Source organism: Schaalia sp. (genome assembly GCF_050312375.1).
Lineage (GTDB): Bacteria > Actinomycetota > Actinomycetes > Actinomycetales > Actinomycetaceae > Pauljensenia > Pauljensenia hyovaginalis.
Genome location: NZ_JBNOYB010000062.1, coordinates 1 through 18,322, shown reverse-complemented (window position 1 = coordinate 18,322; position 18,322 = coordinate 1). Strand labels below are relative to the sequence as shown.

Below are 18,322 nucleotides of genomic sequence, written 5' to 3'. Positions count from 1 at the left end.
ATGACGTCTACCGCGTGTCCGTCGCGGGTTCGACGGTGACGAATACCTTCGATCGGGAGGTTCCTCCGACGCCGGGCGGCGGGGGTGAGGAGTTCACTCCGAATGCGAACGGCAAGATCGCGGTCCAGAAGCTCTGGAAGGGCGCTGATGGGACGGCGATCGCCTGGCCCGAGGGCGCGGTCGTCACGCTCAACGTGGTGAAGGTCGAGGACGGTCAAATCGCGGCCGCCGTCGAGCTCGCCTCTGCCGAGCCCGTGGAGGTCTCGGGTCTGGAGTCCGGTGTGAAGTACAGGCTCGTCGAGGCCGGGGCGCAGAACGGTGAAATCGTGATCTCCGGCGGAATCTACAAGGTCTCGCTGGCCGGTACGAGCGTCACCAACACCTTCGACCGGGAGGTTCCGGAGGATCCGGATAATCCCGGTGGTGACAATCCGGATAACCCGGGTGGCGATAATCCGGACAACCCCGGTGGTGAGGATCCGAATAACCCCGGTGGAGGTACTCCGAATGATCCGAAGGGGAAGCGGAGCGGGTCGCTCGCCAAGACGGGCGTCGCCCTCGGTGGCGCTTCACTGGCGGCGGGCGTCATGGCCGCGCTCGGCATCGCCCTGCTCGGCGCGGTGAGGCGACGCGAAGACTGAGTCCTCGCACTCGAGGAGTCGAGAAGACTCCGTCCGGGAGGGGCTGCGACCCGATGGTCGCAGCCCCTCCCTCCTTCCGCCGCGCGGACGCCCTCGCCGCGCGGGGTTCCCGAGCGGGAAAGGGGAGGACCCGAAGGGCGTCCCGGCCCGACGCTGCGAAGCGATGCCTAGAACTGCCGGATCCGCTCGATGAGATCGGCGCGCGATGCGCGCGCCCGCGCCTCGAGGGCGGAACGGGGGAGGACCCACGATCGTGTCCTCGCCGCTCGCCCCGAGCGGCCCTCCGCCTCCGCGAGCGAGGCGTCGAGGGCCCGGAGCAGCTGGGGAAGCGCGTAGAAGGCTCCCCGCGAGGGCGCCGAGCGGAGCACCCTCGCGAGGAGGGTGAGGCGCCCGTGGCTCCATGCGGCGCTCGGCACTCGCCGGATCCTCAGAAGTTCGGGGCGGCGCACGGGCCGCCCCGACGCCTCCTGCTCGATGAGGAGGCGGCTCGCGGATTCAGCGAAGTCGACGGGGCCCGAGACGACGATGTGCAGATGGGCGCCGGAGGGGCGCTCGTCGAGGAGCGCCAGGAGGAAGTCCTCCCAGTCGTGCAGGCTCGCCTCGTCGCGATCGATCGGGGATCGGGGGCCCCGCTCCTGCGCCTCCGGGCGGGGGCGCAGAACATCGAGGGCGGTCATCGCCGCGACGAGGCCGCCCGGGCAGGCTCCCTTCATGTGGGGCCCGCGCCTCGAACGGAGGAAGGCCCGGCTCGTCACGGGATCGAGGACGACGCCGATCGCCGCGAGATCGGGGGAGACGAGGGCGCCCGCGATCTCGACCAGGCGGTGGCGGGCAAGGGCCCGCCCCTCGGGGTTGATCCGCAGATCCGTGCGGATCCTCGTGATCGTCGAGGCGGACAGGCCGAGTCTGGCCGAGAGCTCGCGGGTTGAGGCCGGTTCGGGAAGATGATCGTTCCGCTCGATCGCGTCGACGGCTTCTTTGAGGAAGAAGCCGGGGATCGAGGGCGGGCGCCCCGCCCCTCTGGCCCGTCCCGCGAAGGAGGCGATGCCCTCATGGGCGAATGCCCTCCGCCAGTTGCGGGCCGTCGTGGGCGAGATCGAGAACTCCTCGGCGAGTGTATCGTTCGTCACACCTCGGGCGCTGCGGAGGAGGAACTGTGCACGGCGGGCGTCCCCAGGGCGCGTGATCGAGTCGAAGGCGACACGATCGAGCACTTCCCGCCGACGCGGATGAATCTGCAGAATCGCGGGCTTCGCAGGGCTCATCGAGTGCGCGTCCGAGTATTCGCAGGCCCGGCCTTCCCCCGCTGCGCCATGCGATGAAGACACCAGTTCATTGTCATGCATCCGACCATACACTCAAGAAGCATGTCCACGGTCTTGGCCCCAATCCCCGCGTTGCGCAGCGGGATCCGCGAAAGCCTCGGCGATGCCGAACTCGCCGATTTCGACGCCCTCGCCGATGAACTCATCGGCATCGACCGCCTCGGCATCGCCTACTCCGGCGGTGTCGACTCCGCCCTCCTCCTCGCCGTCGCCGCCGAGGTCCTCGGCCGCGATCACGTCGTCGCCCTCCTCGGCGTCTCCCCCTCCCTCGCCGCCTCCGAACGCCGGATCGCCCGCGACGTCGCCGCCCGCATCGGCGTCGAGCTCGTCGAATTCGATCCCGGCGAGGCCGAGCTCGCCGGATACCGCGCGAACGGCCTCGACCGCTGCTTCTTCTGCAAATCCGCCCTCTTCACCGCGATCGACGAACGGATCGTCGCCGAGCACGACCTCGACGCCGTCGCCTACGGGGAGAACATCGACGACTCGGCGAGGCCCGACCGCCCCGGATCGCGTGCGGCCCGCGAGCACCGCGTCCTCGCGCCCCTGGCCGCAGCAGGCCTGACGAAGCCGAGGATCCGGGCCCTCGCCCGCGCCCTCGACCTCCCCGTAGCGGACAAGCCCGCGGCCCCCTGCCTCGCCTCCCGCATCCCCCACGGCGAGGAGGTGACCCCGGAGAAACTCCGCCAGGTCGAGGACGCCGAGTCCGTCGTCCGCGCGCAGGGCTTCAGCGATTGCCGCGTCCGCCACCACGGCACGGTCGCGCGCATCGAGGTGCCCGAGACGGAACTCGACCGACTCCTCGACCCCGCGGTGCGCCGGAGCCTCATCCGCGGAGTCCGCGAGGCCGGATTCCTCCACGTCGCCTTCGACCTCGCAGGCCTCCAATCCGGGCTCTTCAGCCTCACGCTCCTCAAAGGGGCGGCTCATGACTGAGGACGCCGCCTCCGCCCCGCTCCGCCGAACAGCCGGCTCCGAGACGGGCATCGTCGAGCTCGACCTCCAACGCGAGCAGCGCCGCGGCTACCCCGAGGCGATCTACTGCGAGGGCAAATCGGTCGAGGACCTGCGCACGATCGCGCGCCTCGTCGCCCAGCACCCGCAGGCCGCCCGCCTCTTCACGAGGGCGAGCGCCGAGAAGGCCGAAGCGATCCTCGAAATCCTCCCCGATGCGCACCACGACCCGGTCGCCCGCCTCCTCGCATGGCCCCCGACCCCGCCCTCCCCGCAGGGCCTGCGCGTCATCGTCGCCTGCGCCGGAACCTCCGACCTGCCCGTCGCCCGTGAAGCGCTCCTGACCGCCCGCTACCTCGGCCGCGAAGCCTCCCTCATCGCCGATGTCGGCATCGCCGGCGTCCACCGGACCCTCGCCCGCACCGGCGAGTTCCGGGCCGCCGGAGCGATCATCGTCGCCGCGGGGATGGACGGCGCCCTGCCCGGCCTCATCGCCGGACTCGTCTCCTGCCCCGTCGTCGCACTCCCCACCTCCGTCGGCTACGGGGCCGCCTTCAACGGCCTCGCGCCGCTCCTCACCATGCTCAACGCCTGCGCCCCCGGAGTCGGCGTCGTCAACATCGACAACGGCTACGGCGCCGGGCACCTCGCCGCACAGATCACGGCACCGCGATAAGCGCCCGCATTCATCCGCTCACCTCCCACGGTGCGCGGCCCCGCCCTCGAAACCCATACCCCGCATCCCAGGAGGCATCATGCCGAGCATCACCCTGCCCTACGACCGCCGCACGATCGAGGCGAGCATCCCCGAGAAGAACTTCGCAGGGCTCATCCAGTCCGGCGCCGAGGACTTCCGCAACCCCCTCGGTGAGGCCGAAACCGTCGAACGCTCCCTCGACAACCCCATCGGCTCGCCGAGCCTCGAGGAACTCGCCAAGGGCAAGAAGGACATCGTCCTCATCTCCTCCGACCACACGCGCCCCGTCCCGAGCCGCATCATCACGCCGATCATCCTGCGCCGCATCCGCTCGGTCGCCCCCGACGCGCGCATCCGGATCCTCGTCGCGACCGGCTTCCACCGCCCCTCGACCCGCGAAGAACTCATCGACAAGTACGGCGAGGAGATCGTCGCCAACGAGGAGATCGTCATGCACGTCTCCACCGACGACTCCGCCATGGTCAAGATCGGACGGCTCCCCTCAGGCGGCGACGCGATCATCAACCGGATCGCCTACGAGGCCGACCTGCTCCTCGCCGAGGGCTTCATCGAATCCCACTTCTTCGCCGGCTTCTCCGGCGGGCGCAAGGCGGTCCTGCCGGGGGTCGCCTCCTACAAGACGATCATGGCGAACCACTCCGGCGAATTCATCGACTCCGACAAGGCCCGCACAGGCAACCTCTCCCACAACCCCATCCACGAGGACATGGAATGGGCGGCGCGCACGGCCGGTCTCGCCTTCATCGTCAACGTCGTCCTCGACGGCGAGAAGAGGATCATCGGCTCCTTCGCAGGCGACATGGTCGAGGCCCACAAGGTCGGATGCGACTTCGTCGAGAAGCTCGCGACCGTCCCCGCCGTCCCCTGCGACATCGCCGTGTCGACCAACGGCGGCTTCCCCCTCGACCAGAACATCTACCAGGCCGTCAAGGGCATGACCGCCGCCGAGGCGACGAACAAGGAGGGCGGAGTCATCATCATGGTCGCTGGCTGCGCCGACGGCCACGGCGGCGAGGGCTTCTACCGCAACCTCGCCGACGTCGCCGACCCGAAGGAGTTCCTCGAGGCCGCGATCAACACCCCGCGCCTCGAGACCGTCCCCGACCAGTGGACCAGCCAGATCCTCGCCCGGATCCTCGTCCACCACCGCGTGATCCTCGTGTCCGACCTCGTCGATCCCGCCCTCGTCACCGGCATGCACATGGAGCTCGCGACGAGCTTCGACGAGGCCCTCGCCCGCGCCTTCGAGATCGAGGGCCCCGAGGCGAAGGTCGCGGTCATCCGCGACGGCCTCTCCGTCATCGTCAAGTGACGCCCACCCGACCCATCCGTCCCGCACATCACACAGAAATGGGAGACACCATGGACTGGCAGCGACTCCTCTTCGAATTCCTCGGAACCGGCCTCATGATCCTCTTCGGCGTCGGCGTCCACAGCGACGAAGTCCTCGTCAAGACGAAGTACCGCGGCTCCGGCCACATCTTCGCGATCACGACCTGGGCCTTCGGCATCTCCGTCGTCCTGTGGATCTTCGGCGGCGTGTGCATCAACCCGGCGATGGCCCTCACCCAGGCGATCCTCGGCCTCCTCCCGTGGTCGATGTTCGTCCCCGTCGCCATCGCCGACCTGCTCGGCGCCTTCGTCGGCGCCCTCATCGTGTGGGTGATGTACGCCGACCACTTCAAGGCCTCCGCGGACGAGGTCGACCCGATCGCCGTGCGCAACATCTTCTCGACGAACCCCAACTGCCGGAACCTCCCGCGCAACTACTTCGTCGAGGCGCTCGCGACTGCGATCTTCCTCACCGCGATCCTCGCCGTCGACAAGAACCCGAACTTCACCGTCCAGCTCCCCATCGCCGTCGGACTCATCGTCTGGGCGGTCGGCATGGGCCTGGGCGGAACCACGGGCTTCGCGATGAACCAGGCCCGCGACCTCGGCCCGAGGCTCGCCTACCAGGTGCTGCCCATCAAGAACAAGGCGGACAACGACTGGGCCTACGGGCTCATCGTCCCGGGCACCGCGCCCTTCGTCGGCGCGATCGCCGCGGCGCTCTTCCTCCGCTACGTCCTGCCGCTCGGCCTGTGACCCCGCCCGTCCCGCCGAGACCTCAGCCCCTCGGCGGGACCGGGCAGTGATTTCGGAACGAATTCAGGAGATCCCATGACCACCCTCTGGATCGACGCGACCGCGGGAGTCGCGGGCGACATGCTGCTCGGCGCCCTCATCGACGCAGGAGCCCCGATCGGGGGAGTGCGCGCCGCGATCGACGCGGTCGTCCCCGGCGCGATCGAGCTGTCGACCGAGCAGACCCGCCGCGGCGCGATGCGCGCCCGCCGGGCCCGAGTCGTCCAAGTCGGCGACCGCTCGTGCGAACGGACATGGGCGGCGATCCGCGCCCTCCTCGAGGAGTCCGCCCTCCACCCGCTCACCCGTCGACGTTCGCTCGCTGTCTTCGAAGCACTCGCCCGCGCCGAGGCGAAGGTCCACGGCTTCGGCCTCGACGAGGTCCACTTCCACGAGGTGGGCGGCCTCGACGCGATCGCCGACGTCGTCGGGAGCTGCGAGGCGATCCGGCTCCTCGGCGTCGACGAGGTCCGCGCGTCCTGGGTCGCACTCGGCAACGGCCGGGTCCGCGCGGCCCACGGCGCGATGCCCGTGCCCGTGCCCGCCGTCCTCGAACTCGCGACCGGCTGGACGGTCCGGGCACTGCCCGCGAAGGCCGACGCAGCGGACTTCGCGCATCTTCACGAGCACGCGCACGACGAGACGCATCACCACGCGCACGCCCATGAGCACGCCCACGCCCCTCACCCTCACTCCCACGAGGCAGCCCCCGGTCATGAGGAGGAGGCGGCGCTGCCGGCCGATCCTCGCGACATCGGTGAGCTCGCGACCCCGACGGGCCTCGCCCTCATCCGCGCCCTCGCCCCCGCCGCGAGCAGCCTCCCCTCCGGCACGCCGCTCGCGAACGGCGTGGGCGCCGGAGCCAAGGACTTCCCCGCCTGGGCGAACGTCGTCCGCGTCGTCCTCATCGACGAGGACGCGAGCCCCGCGCCGACGACGGGGGAGGCCGGGCGCGGGGCCCTCCACGCTTCCGCCCCCTCGAACACCGATGATGCGTCCTCGTCCCTCGTCGAGATCGCGGCGAACATCGACGACCTCGATCATCGCCTCGTCCCCGGCGTCATCGACGCTCTCCTCGGGGTCGGCGCCCTCGACGCGTGGGCGACGCCGATCCACATGAAGAAGGGGCGCCCCGCCCTCACGATCTCGGCCCTCGTCGACGACGGGCACCGGGCGGAGGCGGTCGAAGTCCTCCTGACGAGGACCTCGACCCTCGGCGTGCGCCAGACGCCGATCCGGCGAACGGTCCTCGACCGCCGGTGGCGCTCGATCGCGATCGACCTGCCGAACGGGAGCGGAACGCTCCTCGTCAAGATCGGCGAACGCCGAGGACGAGTCGTCCACGCGCAGGCCGAATGGTCATCGATCGCCGAGCTCGCCCGCCGCAGCGGATGCCACGAATCCGATCTCGCCCAACGGGCGGCCGCGGCGATCGTCGCCGCGGGGCTCGTGCCGGGGGCCCTCCTCGACGAACACGGGACCGGCACCGATCTCACAGGGAAGGAAGAAGACGATGAGCACTGACAGCATGCGGGCCCTGCGCGCAGGGGCGCGGATCAAACACCTGCCGACGATCCTCGTCATCGCGGGGATCCACCTCCTCGCCCTCGTCCTCCTCATCGCCGGGCGCGCCTGCGGCGCCGTGCCCTTCGCGCTCGCGGCCTTCGCCTACTCGCGGGGCCTCCTCCACGCCCTCGACGCCGACCACCTGTGCATGATCGACGGATCCACCCGCAAGTTCCTCGGCGAAGGGCGCGCCCCCGAAGGCGTCGGCCTCGCCTTCAGCCTCGGCCATTCGACGGTCGTCCTCGTCGCCGGCCTCGCCGTCACGAGCGGCGCGGCATGGATCCGCGACATCGTCGGCGCGGAGTCGGGCGCCGCGAGGGTCCTCGGTCTCATCGGCGCGGGAGTCTCGGCCTCATACCTTCTCGCCGTCGCCGCGGCGAACGTCCCGAACCTCTCCCACCACCACGGCTCGCACGGGCCGAAGGGGCCGTGGGCGCGTCTCCTCTCGAAGCCCCTGTCGAAGGTCCGCCACGTCGGGCACATCTACCTCTTCGGGATCCTCTTCGGCCTCGGATTCGACACGGCGTCGACGATCGCCCTCCTCATGATGACCGCGCTCGCGACGATGTCGGGATCGGCCCCGCTCGTCCTCATGGCGTTGCCACTGGCCTTCACGGCGGCCATGACCCTCGGGGACTCCGTGAACGCGAATCTCATGCTCTACGTCTACACGAGCGCCCAGGAGGCGACCCGCGCGCGCTTCAACGCGATCGTCACCGCGATCTCGATCCTGTGCGCGCTCGTCGTCGCCTCGGCGACTCTCATGGAGATCGTCTCCGAAGCGACGGGCCGGCCCCTTCCCGCCCTCGACACGACGCCGATCGCATGGGGTCTCCTCGCCCTCGCCATCGGCGGCTGCCTCGTCCTCGTCGTCCGCAAGAGCGCGCGCAGTCTCCGGCTCCCGTGAGCCCGGGCCGGCGGCACTGCGGGACGAGGGCCCGAGTTCCTTAGAGACCTGCGCGAACCTCACGATCGTCTCCCGCACGGGGTCCGAGCGTTGAGACGCGGGCGGATGCGGGAATGAGCGCGGTTCAAGCTTGAACCCGGAAGGGCCTTCCGGTCGGCGCCCGACGCGCGGACCGGACGCGAAGGAGGAGGAACGATGATCAGAGTCGCGATCAACGGATACGGCAATCTCGGACGAGGCGCGGAACGCGCGATCGCGAAGAACGACGACATGGAGCTCGTCGTCGTCTTCACGCGCCGCGACCCCTCCTCGATCACGACCCTCGGAGCCCCCGTCGTCCATGTCGAGGACGCGGCCGGGTGGGTCGACAAGGTCGATGTCTGCCTCAACTGCGGGGGCTCTGCGACCGATCTCGAATATCAGGGGCCGGCGACTGCGGAGTTCTTCCACACGGTCGACTCCTTCGACACGCATGCGAAGATCCCGAGCTATTTCGCTGCGGTTGACGCCGCCGCGAAATACACCGGTCATGTCGCGCTGATCTCGACCGGCTGGGATCCGGGGCTCTTCTCGATGCTTCGCGTCCTCGGAGACGCGGTCCTGCCCGATGGGACCTCGACGACCTTCTGGGGCCCGGGAGTGTCCCAGGGGCATTCGGACGCGATCCGCCGCATCGACGGGGTGCTCGATGCCCGCCAGTACACGCTTCCCGTGCCCGAAACCGTCGAGGCCGTGAAGTCCGGCGCCGAGGTCGAACTCACCACCCGTTCGATGCACACGCGCGACTGCTACATCGTCGCCGCCGAGGGCGCCGACCTCGACCGGATCGCGAAGGAGGTCACCGAGATGCCCGACTACTTCGCCGACTACGACACGACGGTCCATTTCATCACGGCCGAGGAGATAGCGGAGCACCACGCGGGTCTGCCCCACGGCGGCACGGTCATCCGCAAGGGGAGGACCTCCGAGGGGACGGGGCAGCGGATCGGCTTCGAGCTCGAACTCGACTCGAATCCGGAGTTCACCGGATCCGTCCTCGCCGCCATGGGCCGCGCGGTCGCCCGCATGGCGGCGCGGGGCGAGTCCGGTGCGCGCACGGTCTTCGACATCACCCTGGCCGACCTGTCGCCGCACGATCCGGATGATCTGCGAGCCCACTGGCTCTGATTCCTCCCTTCAGGACGCACCGCCCCGCCCTCGATGATCGACGAGGGCGGGGCGCGGCGCTTGAAGCGGGGAGGGGAGGGACTACAGCACGAGCGCGGCGATCCACGCGAAGAGGAGCATCCCGATGTTGCAGTGGAGGAAGGTCGGGATCACCGTCTCGCGGATGTGGTCGTGGCGCCCGTCGGCGCCCAAGCCCGCCGAGACGCCGAGGGAGATCGTCGAGGCCGGGGAGCCCGCGTCGCCAAGGGCCGCCGCGGCGCCGAGGAGGCACATCGTCGCGAGCGGCGAGAATTCGAGCTCGAGGGCGAGCGGGATGTAGATCGGCGCCAGGATCGGGACGGAGGCGAAGGAATCGCCGAATCCGATCGTGATGAACAGGCCCATGAGGAGCATGAGGAAGGAACCGAGGACCTTCGAACCGCCGACGAAGGCCGTCGCCGCCGAGATGAGGGGCTCGACCTCGCCGGTCGCGCTGAGAAGGCCCGCGAAGCCGGAGGCGACGGTGATGATGACGGCGATCTGCGCCATCATGAGGAGCCCTCGGGTGAAGACGTCGTCCTGTTCATTCCAGCGGAAGATCCCCGCGATGGTGAGGAGGATGAATCCGATCATCGAGCCGACGAGGAGGGAGTCGAAGGCGATCTGGAAGAAGAGCGCGGCTGCGAGGGCGAGGAGGGTCATGACGAGGGGGAAGGGGCGGAGCCTCGCCTCGACGCCCGTCCGCGTCGCGAGGGGTGAGCCGGCAAGGGGCTCGCCGTAGTCGCGCGGCTTGCGGTACATGACGAGGACGGCGAAGGCCATGCCGACGACGAGGCCCATGACCGGCCAGAACATCGCCTTGGGCGCCATGGAGGCGGTGGCGGTGAGCCCGTAGGCGGCGCCGAACTCGTTGACGTTGGCGAGGAGGATCTCGTTGAGGTAGATCGCGCCGAAGCCGGTCGGCAGGAGGAGGTAGGAGGCGCTCATCGAGCAGGCGAGGATCGCGGCGACGGCCCGACGGTCGACGCGCAGCCGGTTGAGGACGGGCAGGAGCGGCGGGATGAGGATCGGGATGAAGGCGATATGGACGGGGATGAGGTTCTGAGACAGGAGGGAGGCGAGGATGAAGAGCCCGTAGAGCGCCCACTTCACTCCTCGCGAGACGCTTCCCGAGTCGGCGCCGGCCTTCTTCGAGACCCACTGGGCGAAGACCTCGATGATGCCGGAGCGTGACAGGGCGACGGCGAGGGCGCCGACCATGACGTAGGTGAGGCCGACTTGCGCGCCGCTGAGGAGGCTGTCGTTGAAGCCCGCGAGGGTCCCCTCCATGCCGAGGCCCGCGTGGAGGCCGCCGATGAGCGCGGCTGAGAGGAGGGCGATGGTGACGGGGACCTTGATGAGGCAGAGGGCGACCATCGCGGCGATCGCGAGGACGATGGAGTTGACGCGGTGGCCGGACAAGTCGAGGGCGAGGGTGACGAGGGCGATCGCGCCGATCGTGAGGATCGAGGGGAGGGGGAGGATCTCCTTGAAGGGCGGTCGGCCGGGCGTTTCTGCGGGCGCGGGAGCCGATGAGCGGGCGGTATCGGTCGGCATGGGAGTCTCCTGTGCTGGGGTACTCCGATGGTATCGATCGGGTAAAGGAATGGTATTGATGCTCAAGGGGCGGACCGACTCGAGGACTTCGGGACGGCTGGTGAAGAGACCGTCGCGGATGCCGCTGCCGGGGGAGCGAAGAACGCCGCGAGGGAGGCCGCGAAACGCATGAAGGGGCTCACCGGTCTTCGGAAGAAGACCGTTCCCGAGGAGGAGGGTCAGGCCTAGAGCCCTCCCGTGCAGCGCGAAGCCGGCCCGCCCTCGTCACTCACGAGGGCGGGCCGGTGCGCATGCGGGAGGCGAGGATCCCCCCGCCCTCGCCGGGGCCTCAGGCTGTGAGCCCGAGCCGCCTGCCGAGCCAATCGAGCTGATCGGGAAGCGCCTGCGACCACACGGACCACGAGTGCCCGCCGGGGTAGGTGCGCAACTCGACCTCGAGACCCGCGCGCTTCGCGGCGGCGGCGAGTTCTTCGACTCCGGGCCGGTATCCGGAGTCCTCGGCGCCGACCGAGAGGATCCCCGCGACGCCGGAATAGCGGCTCTTCGAGAAGAGGACGAGCGGATCGTTCGCCTCATAGGCCGCGCGATCCTCGCCGAATCCTTCTGCGATCGTCCGCTTGACGGAGCCGAGGCTCGGGTGGAGCTCGGAGGACATCGACAGGAACGAGCGGTACACGGGGCTCTCGGAGGAACGCGCGACGACCTGGAGGGTGCAGGTGCCCCCGTTCGACAGGCCCCCGATCGCCCAGCGCGCATGGTCGTCCGACACCGGGAGGTGGGCGGCCGCCCATGCGGGGACGTCCTTCTCGATGTAGGTCGCGACCTCGCCGTCCACCGCGTCGGAGCACAGGGGATTGGCGAGGGCGGAGCCGAGCGGGTCGACGACGAGCACGATCGGGGCGAGCCCGGCGTGCGCGCCCGCCCACGCATCCATCGACTCCTTGAGGCGCCCCGCGGTGAACCACTGCTTCGGCTCGCCGGGCTGACCGGCCATGAGGACGAGAAGGGGGAGCTTCGGCGCTGCGTCGACGAGGGCGGCGGGCGGGACGTAGATCCACGCGTCGCGCGGACGGAAGGCCGGATCGGAGGCGGGAACGGGCGCGGTGAGGAGCTTCCCGGACGCGGGCATCGAATCCGGGGCGGTCCACACCGTCTCAAGGGGAGCATTCGAGGTCCCCTCCGCAGAGGAATCGGGCGTGATCGGCGTCCCGGACGCCGAAGGGTCGAGCCCGGAATCGGCGAGCGGCTCGGCCTCGAGCCCGAGTCCGAGGGCCGACCCGAGGGTGTAGTAGGCCGCGTAGTGGGCGTTGAGCCCGACACCGGCCGCTCCGGCCGCGACCGTGACGGCCGTGAGGGCGCCGATCAGCCGAAAGAGGGGACGGCTCCTCGGGCCCTCATCGGCCGATCGGCCTCTTCGGGCGCGGGCGGAGCCGAGGGCGCAGGCGGCGATCGCCTCCTCGACGACGAGGAGAACGGCTCCCGTCCAGGCCCACACGATCCACCCGAAGCCATCGGCGACGGGGCGCCACACGACGTCGATGCCGAATCGGAGCGCGACTGTGATGAGAAGCGCCGCGAGCACCATGAGAAGGTGAGTCCTGACGCGCAGGCGCCTCGTCGACGCTCCCCAGAGGACGACGAGGACGAGGAGGAGCGCGCTGATCGCCCCGGGCGTCGCCGTGGGCCCGAGGAGGCGCACCTGATCGACGAGCTCACTCATTCTTCATGAGCCTTTGCGCGAAACGCGCCGCGTCGACGGGCCCGAGCTCGGGCAGGTACGCCTTCCCGATCGCCATCGACACGGCCGGAATGTCGAGCACTTCGGGGACGGCGAGATAGAGGGGCTCGAAGCGCGGCTGGAACTTCTTCTTGAAGAAGAGGAGCGAACGGAATCCGTAGACCGGTTCGAGGAAACCGCCGACCGAATCGAGGACGGGGGCGAAGCGCTGAGCGCTCGTCGAATCGAGCTCCGGGTCTGCGGGGGCGAGCCCCGAATGGGCCAGGGGCGCCCCGGACAGGGAGAGGATCTGAAGCCCCTCGTCTTTCGCGGCGAGCGCCGCGGAGGCGATGAGGAACTCGATGACCGGGCGGAAGGAGTTGTCCCTTCGGCGCATGACGTCGAGGGTGAGGCCGATGAGTTCGCCCTCCTCGAACACGGGCAGCCAGGAGGTCACCGCGTGCACGGTCCCGTCCTCGTCGATCGCGAGCAGGAGACGGGTGTCCTCATCGTCGATCTCCGCGAGGGAGCCGAGGGTGAAGCCCATTTCCGGCAGGGCCTTGTCGCCTGCCCACGCCGTCGAGATCGCGCGGACCTGATCGCGGATCCCCTCGGGCGCGGAGGGGAAGGTCGTCCACTCGGCTCGGATCCCCTCCTTCGCGGCGCGGTTGAGGGCCGTGCGGACGTCCTGGAACTTCTTGCCGGTGAAGGCCAGGCCCGGCAGGTCGATGACCGCCTCCTCGGCGACGCGGATCGTCGTCCACCCGAGGCGCCGCGCGACGCGCGCAGTGTCGGCGTGGACTGAGTAGAGCGCGGGGATCATCGAGTCCTCCGACGCGGAGCGGGCGAAGGCGGTGACGGCGGCGTCGAGCGCGCCGGGGGCGGCCGCCGGATCCGTGATCGTCAGGCGCACGCCGGAGGCGGTCCGGTAGGTGACGAGGGCGGAACCGTCCTCGGCGAGCCAGCGCTCATTCCCCGGCCACGTGAGCATCCACCCGAGGGAGCCGGCGCCGACCTCGCGGACGAAGTCCTTCGCCTCCATCGCCTTCGCGGAGGGCGTTTCGTCGATGCGGGGGCCCGAGGTCGAGATGAGGAGGACTGATACGGTCCAGGCGGCCCACACGAGCAGAGGCGCCCATTCGACGAGGAGATGCCCGATCGCAGTGACGGGCAGGAGGGTCGGGATGAGGTGCGAGAGCGCTGAGGGCGGGAGGAGTCGCACGAAGAAGTTCCAGGCGAGGAGGGCCGGGGACGCGTCCGGGACCGTCGCATTCTTCAGGACGGCGCCTGCGGAGACGACCGCGATCCCGACGACGAGGGGCGCGAGCCCGGCGAGGAGGGCGCTGCGCCGGACCGTCCGGCGCGTCGAGCGGACGGTGAAGCAATCCCGGTTCCAGGCGACGAGGGCGACCATCGCGAGGGGGACGAGGACGGGGATGAGGTGATGGGCGAGGGGGGACAGGGGGAGGACCACCCGGGTGAGGTCGCCCGTCGCGTTCGAGAACTCGAATTGGAGGGAGTCCGCGACGACGCGGGCGAGAGCGAATGCGGCGATCGCTGATTCGAGGATGATCGTGCCGATCATCGCGCTCCTGCGGCCCTTCGCGAGTTCGTGGGCGAGGGTCGCTTGGAGGAGGAAGGGCATCGTCATGAGGAGCCGGGACGCGATCCCCCGGGTGCCGACCGCGGCGAGCGCCTTCTGGCATTCCGCATCCGTCGAGGTCGCGCAGAGGAGGTCGAGGGATTCGGCCGTGAGATCGCCCGGATCGAGTCCGAGCGCCGCGGTGGAGAGCGGACCGATCGCGTGCGCGGAAAGGGCGGCGAGGAGGGTGCCCGCGGACAGGGTGAGGACGACGAGGGCGATCATGGAGCGTCCGCGGTGGCGGGTGCCGACGAGGGAGCGCGCGTTGCGGCCCTTCGGAACGAGGACGAGGCCGAGGAGGGCCCCGATGGCCGCGCCGCCGAGCGCTCCGACGCCCTGGGGGCTGCCGCCGAAGGCGGCGAGGACGATGAGGGCGGCGAAGAGGTAGGCGAGGAGGCGTCGGCGCCCGAGGACTCCCATCCATTGCGAGCCCGCGGCGGCCAGTCCGGCGAGCCCGAAGAAGGCGGCGATGAGCGGGCTGCGGGCGGCGTGCTCGTCGCCCCAGGTCGCTCCCGTGGCGACGAGGATCGCGTGCGCGGTTTGGACGATGAGGATGCCGCCCGCGGCCGACGCCGAGAAGGCGAGGAGCCAGCGCCTCGTGCCCATGACGGCTTCGAAGAGGCCGCCGATGACGAGGAAGGCGAGGACGAGGGCGAGGCCCGTGTGCCAGGACGGCGTCGACCACGCGCCGAGGATGAGCGTCCACAGGCGAGCCGGTTCGGAGGCACGGGCCTCGATGAACTCCTCGCGCACTCCGCCGACGCGGGCGAGGACGGAGACGAGGAGGACGGAGAGGGCGAAGGCGACCGAGGCGGGAGTACGGCGGGCCCGGCCGAGCGCGGCGCGTCCGATTCCGGCGGCGGCTCCTCCAATGCGTCGCAGAGGGGATGCGGGAGGGAGCGCTTCTGCTTCCGCGGGGGCGGAGGCGGGGCTGGTGGATGGAGTCACGGGGACCTCGTTCGGATCGAAGGGCCTGTCGGTCCGGGGAAGCGTCGAGACCGATTTTAGGGGGACGCTCGGAACGGGCGTAGAAGGCCGAAGGGATCCTGCGACGAGGAGGGCGCGGGCGGGCGCGGGGGCGGCGCTCCGCCGGTAGCGGACGGGGCCGACGGCCGTCGGCGTCAGTAGTAGACGGCGATCGGCCCCTTCGGCCCGTCGAGGACGCGGACCTCGGTGTCGAAGATGCCGGTGAGGATCTCCCCGGTGACGATCTCGGACGGCGCGCCCTGGGCGATGATCCTCCCGTCCTTCATCGCGATGATCGAGTCGGCGTAGGCGGCGGCGAAATTGATGTCATGGAGGACGATGACGAAAGTCCGCGCGAGACGATCCGCGGCCTCGCGGATGTTGCGCATCATCTGGACGGAGCGGGCCATGTCGAGGTTGTTGAGCGGCTCGTCGAGGAGGACGCAGTCGGTCTCCTGCGCGAGGACCATCGCGACGTAGGCGCGCTGGCGCTGGCCGCCGGAGAGCTCGTCGATGAAGCGGTCGGCGATCGGTCCGAGATCGAGGAATGCGATGGCCTCGTCGACGATCCTGAGGTCATCGGGGGTGAGGCGTCCTTTCGAGTAGGGGAATCGTCCGAATCCGACGAGCTGGCGGACCGTGAGGCGGGAGAGGAAGTGGTTCTCCTGGCGCAGGATCGACAAGACCTTGGCGAGGTCGGCGGACTTCGCCTCCGATACGTCGAGGCCGGCGACTTCGATGCGCCCCTCGTCCATGCGCAGGAGTCGGCCTATCAGGGTCAGGAGTGTCGATTTGCCGGCGCCGTTCGGGCCGACGAGCGCGGTGATCCCGCCGCGGGGGATCGTGAGGTCGACCGGGCCGATCACGGTGTCGGTCGAGTAGATCTTGAGAGCGCCGTCGACGCGGATCACAGTCGTCCCTTTCTCAGGATGTGGAGGATGAAGGCCGTGCCGCCGACGGCCTCGATGATGACGCCGACCGAGCCCTGCGCGTAGAAGACGTGACGGAGGATGAAGTACGAGCCTCCCAGGAGGACGACGCCGACGATCGCGCCGAGCGGGAGGAGGCGGGAGTGCGCGTGGGTTCCGGAGATCTCGTAGCTCGCCAGGGCGATGAGGAATCCGAGGAAGGACATCGGTCCGACGAGCGAGGTCGAGACCGCCATGAGGACGGCGATGAGCAGGAGGGCGCGCATCCTCACGCTGCGCACCTCGAGGCCGAGCCCTGTGGCGATGTGGGGGCCCAGGGTGAGGACGTCGAGCTTTCGCGACATCTTGATCAGCCCGATGCCCGCTGCGAGGGCGAGGGGCGCGGCGAGCAGGAGGCTGGTCGGGTCGGCGTTCGAGATGTTCCCGATGAGCCGGGCGGAGAGGAGGTCGAATTCGGTCGGCGTGAGGAGGCGCTGGAGGTAGGCGGCTCCCGCGCCGAGGCCCGTGCCGATGACGATGCCGATGAGGAGCGTGCGGTGGAGGTCGGCGCGCCCGGTGAACAGGAGCGATCCGAAGAGGAGGGCGGCGAAGCCGACCATGAGGCCCGCCTGGACGAGGTATTCGAGGGGCGCGGGGATCCATGCGAGGCCCGCGGCGCCGAAGAAGAAGACGACGCTCGTCTGGATGAGGCGGTAGAGCGATTCGAATCCCATGATCGAGGGCGTGAGGATCCGGTTGCCCGCGATCGTCTGGAAGGCGATCGTCGCGAGCCCCTGGCACCAGCCGACGAGGAGGATCGCGATGAGGGCATGGGCGCGGAGCCTCGCGATCCGCCAGAATCCTTCGGTCCCGACGGGCACGGGGTTGTCCCAGGCGAGGAGCCCGATCGAGACGAGGACGGCCGCTGCGAGGAGGATCCCGACGCGGAGGCGATGACGTCTCGCGGCGGCCGGGGCGGCGAAGATCGAGTGGTCGAAGAGCGCTTCGCGGGGTGAGGGCGAGGCGCCGGCGCGAGGCGGCCGGACGGGGGCCGGGAGGGTCTTCGGCTGCTCGTCGCTCGCGGGCGGGGCCGATGGGGAGGGGCGGAGTGCGAGGTCAGTCACCTCGGCCTCCTTTCAGGAGGAGCGCGGTGAAGACGATCGCGCCGAGGAGGGACAGGATCGTTCCGACGGGGATCTCGAAGGGCATGATGATGCTTCGACCGATGATGTCGCAGGCGGTCACGGTCGCCGCGCCGAGGGCGAGGACGCGGGGGAGGGTGGAGCGGAGGTCGTCGCCGTGGACGAGGGCGACGATGTTGGGGACGATGAGGCCGAGGAAGGGCAGGTTCCCGATGACGACGGTGATGATCCCCGTCGCCGAGGCGACCATCGCGGTCCCCACGAGGATGGTGCGCCCATGGTCGAGGCCGACTGAGGTCGCGACGTCCTTGCCGAGTCCGGCGACGGTGAAGCGGTCGGCGACGACGGCGATCCCGATGAGGACGAGGAGGACGGCCCACACGGGCTCGTACTGGCCCTCGATCGCCGAGGCGAAGGAGCCCATGAACCATGCGCCCATCGATTGGAGGGCGTTCGTCGCGAGGGCGATCCAGGTTGAGACGGCGCCGACGACGGCGCCGAGCATGATGCCGATGATCGGGACGAGGAGCGCCGAGGTGTCGCGGATCCGTCCGAGGATCGCGAAGAAGAGCATCGTCCCGCCGAAGGAGAAGACGATCGCCAGGACCATTTTCCAGACGATCGGGGCCTCCGGGGTGAGGATGAGGGCGGTGAGGAGGCCCAGGCCCGCCCATTCGGTCGTGCCCGTCGTCGTCGGCTCGACGAAGCGATTGCGGGTGAGTCTTTGCATGACGAGCCCGCAGGCGGAGAGCGCCGCGCCGGCGAGGAGGAGGGAGACGGTGCGGGGGATCCGGGTGAGCAGGAGCATCCGCGTTCCGTCCGGTGCGCCGAAGACGTCGTAGACCCCGACGAGGAGGGAAGCGGTGGCGAGTCCGAGGAGGATGAGGGTCCAGGCGAGGAGCTCGATCGGGGCCTTCACCTTGATTCGCGGGGGTGCGCCGGGGCGGGAGTCGCGGGCCGGGAGAGC

General features: G+C 70.0%; 15 protein-coding genes. 8 read left to right on the top strand and 7 right to left on the bottom strand.

Annotated features, from left to right (window positions below):
* Positions 1 to 641 (top strand): LPXTG cell wall anchor domain-containing protein (locus tag ACQY7V_RS05245; protein WP_428639219.1); only part of this gene is annotated, 641 nt, incomplete at its 5' end.
* A gap of 167 nt (positions 642 to 808) precedes the next feature.
* On the opposite strand, the gene ACQY7V_RS05240 is transcribed toward ACQY7V_RS05245, so the two are convergent.
* A complete protein-coding gene (locus ACQY7V_RS05240; protein ID WP_321056767.1) occupies positions 809 to 1,906 on the bottom strand; it encodes a helix-turn-helix domain-containing protein in 1,098 nt (365 codons plus the stop codon).
* Between the two features lie 102 nt (positions 1,907 to 2,008).
* Between ACQY7V_RS05240 and larE the strand changes: the two genes are divergently transcribed.
* The 7 genes from larE to ACQY7V_RS05205 all read left to right on the top strand — a co-directional run bounded on the left by larE (position 2,009) and on the right by ACQY7V_RS05205 (position 9,405).
* Positions 2,009 to 2,902: an ATP-dependent sacrificial sulfur transferase LarE gene (gene larE, locus ACQY7V_RS05235; protein WP_428639217.1), complete on the top strand. Its 894-nt coding sequence runs from the start codon at positions 2,009 to 2,011 to the stop codon at positions 2,900 to 2,902.
* Positions 2,895 to 3,596, top strand: a complete 702-nt coding sequence (gene larB, locus ACQY7V_RS05230) for a nickel pincer cofactor biosynthesis protein LarB (protein ID WP_303774800.1) — start codon at positions 2,895 to 2,897, stop codon at positions 3,594 to 3,596. The genes larE and larB overlap by 8 nt, the downstream gene beginning before the upstream one ends.
* 79 nt (positions 3,597 to 3,675) lie before the next feature.
* The gene (larA, locus tag ACQY7V_RS05225; RefSeq protein WP_321056766.1) at positions 3,676 to 4,950 is read left to right on the top strand and encodes a nickel-dependent lactate racemase; all 1,275 of its coding nucleotides are present in this window, start codon (positions 3,676 to 3,678) and stop codon (positions 4,948 to 4,950) included.
* A 50-nt stretch (positions 4,951 to 5,000) separates the two neighbouring features.
* On the top strand, positions 5,001 to 5,726 hold the full coding sequence (larD, locus tag ACQY7V_RS05220) for a D/L-lactic acid transporter LarD (protein WP_277299587.1): 726 nt from the start codon (positions 5,001 to 5,003) through the stop codon (positions 5,724 to 5,726).
* A gap of 75 nt (positions 5,727 to 5,801) precedes the next feature.
* The gene (locus ACQY7V_RS05215) at positions 5,802 to 7,289 is read left to right on the top strand and encodes a LarC family nickel insertion protein (RefSeq protein ID WP_428639215.1); all 1,488 of its coding nucleotides are present in this window, start codon (positions 5,802 to 5,804) and stop codon (positions 7,287 to 7,289) included.
* The gene (locus ACQY7V_RS05210; protein ID WP_428639213.1) at positions 7,279 to 8,238 is read left to right on the top strand and encodes a hypothetical protein; all 960 of its coding nucleotides are present in this window, start codon (positions 7,279 to 7,281) and stop codon (positions 8,236 to 8,238) included. Before ACQY7V_RS05215 ends, ACQY7V_RS05210 begins: the two co-directional genes overlap by 11 nt.
* A gap of 195 nt (positions 8,239 to 8,433) precedes the next feature.
* A complete protein-coding gene (locus ACQY7V_RS05205) occupies positions 8,434 to 9,405 on the top strand; it encodes a diaminopimelate dehydrogenase (RefSeq protein WP_428639212.1) in 972 nt (323 codons plus the stop codon).
* Between the two features lie 81 nt (positions 9,406 to 9,486).
* Here the strand turns inward: ACQY7V_RS05205 and ACQY7V_RS05200 are convergent, their stop codons facing one another.
* From ACQY7V_RS05200 to ACQY7V_RS05175, 6 genes are all read right to left on the bottom strand, one after another.
* Positions 9,487 to 10,980 (bottom strand): Na+/H+ antiporter NhaC family protein, encoded by a 1,494-nt coding sequence (locus tag ACQY7V_RS05200; protein ID WP_428639210.1) that lies wholly within the window; start codon positions 10,978 to 10,980, stop codon positions 9,487 to 9,489.
* Positions 10,981 to 11,308: 328 nt separating this feature from the next.
* Positions 11,309 to 12,700: an alpha/beta hydrolase gene (locus tag ACQY7V_RS05195; protein WP_428639209.1), complete on the bottom strand. Its 1,392-nt coding sequence runs from the start codon at positions 12,698 to 12,700 to the stop codon at positions 11,309 to 11,311.
* Positions 12,693 to 15,287 carry a bifunctional lysylphosphatidylglycerol flippase/synthetase MprF gene (locus tag ACQY7V_RS05190; protein ID WP_428639207.1) on the bottom strand — a complete coding sequence of 865 codons (2,595 nt, stop codon included), beginning with the start codon at positions 15,285 to 15,287 and terminating at the stop codon, positions 12,693 to 12,695. Before ACQY7V_RS05190 ends, ACQY7V_RS05195 begins: the two co-directional genes overlap by 8 nt.
* Before the next feature lie 173 nt (positions 15,288 to 15,460).
* Positions 15,461 to 16,216 (bottom strand): ABC transporter ATP-binding protein, encoded by a 756-nt coding sequence (locus ACQY7V_RS05185; RefSeq protein ID WP_303773788.1) that lies wholly within the window; start codon positions 16,214 to 16,216, stop codon positions 15,461 to 15,463.
* Positions 16,213 to 17,337 (bottom strand): iron chelate uptake ABC transporter family permease subunit, encoded by a 1,125-nt coding sequence (locus ACQY7V_RS05180; RefSeq protein WP_428639204.1) that lies wholly within the window; start codon positions 17,335 to 17,337, stop codon positions 16,213 to 16,215. The genes ACQY7V_RS05185 and ACQY7V_RS05180 overlap by 4 nt, the downstream gene beginning before the upstream one ends.
* Positions 17,330 to 18,322, bottom strand: a 993-nt coding sequence (locus tag ACQY7V_RS05175; RefSeq protein ID WP_428639202.1) for an ABC transporter permease, incomplete at its 5' end; no start/stop codon positions are given. The genes ACQY7V_RS05175 and ACQY7V_RS05180, both read right to left, overlap by 8 nt.

What these genes read in the sequence shown, in the direction of transcription:
- ACQY7V_RS05240 (WP_321056767.1), bottom strand. Translation starts at nt 1,906, where the DNA reads ATGAGCCCTGCGAAGCCCGCGATTCTGCAGATTCATCCGCGTCGGCGG.
- larE (WP_428639217.1), top strand. Translation starts at nt 2,009, where the DNA reads ATGTCCACGGTCTTGGCCCCAATCCCCGCGTTGCGCAGCGGGATCCGC.
- larB (WP_303774800.1), top strand. Translation starts at nt 2,895, where the DNA reads ATGACTGAGGACGCCGCCTCCGCCCCGCTCCGCCGAACAGCCGGCTCC.
- larA (WP_321056766.1), top strand. Translation starts at nt 3,676, where the DNA reads ATGCCGAGCATCACCCTGCCCTACGACCGCCGCACGATCGAGGCGAGC.
- larD (WP_277299587.1), top strand. Translation starts at nt 5,001, where the DNA reads ATGGACTGGCAGCGACTCCTCTTCGAATTCCTCGGAACCGGCCTCATG.
- ACQY7V_RS05215 (WP_428639215.1), top strand. Translation starts at nt 5,802, where the DNA reads ATGACCACCCTCTGGATCGACGCGACCGCGGGAGTCGCGGGCGACATG.
- ACQY7V_RS05210 (WP_428639213.1), top strand. Translation starts at nt 7,279, where the DNA reads ATGAGCACTGACAGCATGCGGGCCCTGCGCGCAGGGGCGCGGATCAAA.
- ACQY7V_RS05205 (WP_428639212.1), top strand. Translation starts at nt 8,434, where the DNA reads ATGATCAGAGTCGCGATCAACGGATACGGCAATCTCGGACGAGGCGCG.
- ACQY7V_RS05200 (WP_428639210.1), bottom strand. Translation starts at nt 10,980, where the DNA reads ATGCCGACCGATACCGCCCGCTCATCGGCTCCCGCGCCCGCAGAAACG.
- ACQY7V_RS05195 (WP_428639209.1), bottom strand. Translation starts at nt 12,700, where the DNA reads ATGAGTGAGCTCGTCGATCAGGTGCGCCTCCTCGGGCCCACGGCGACG.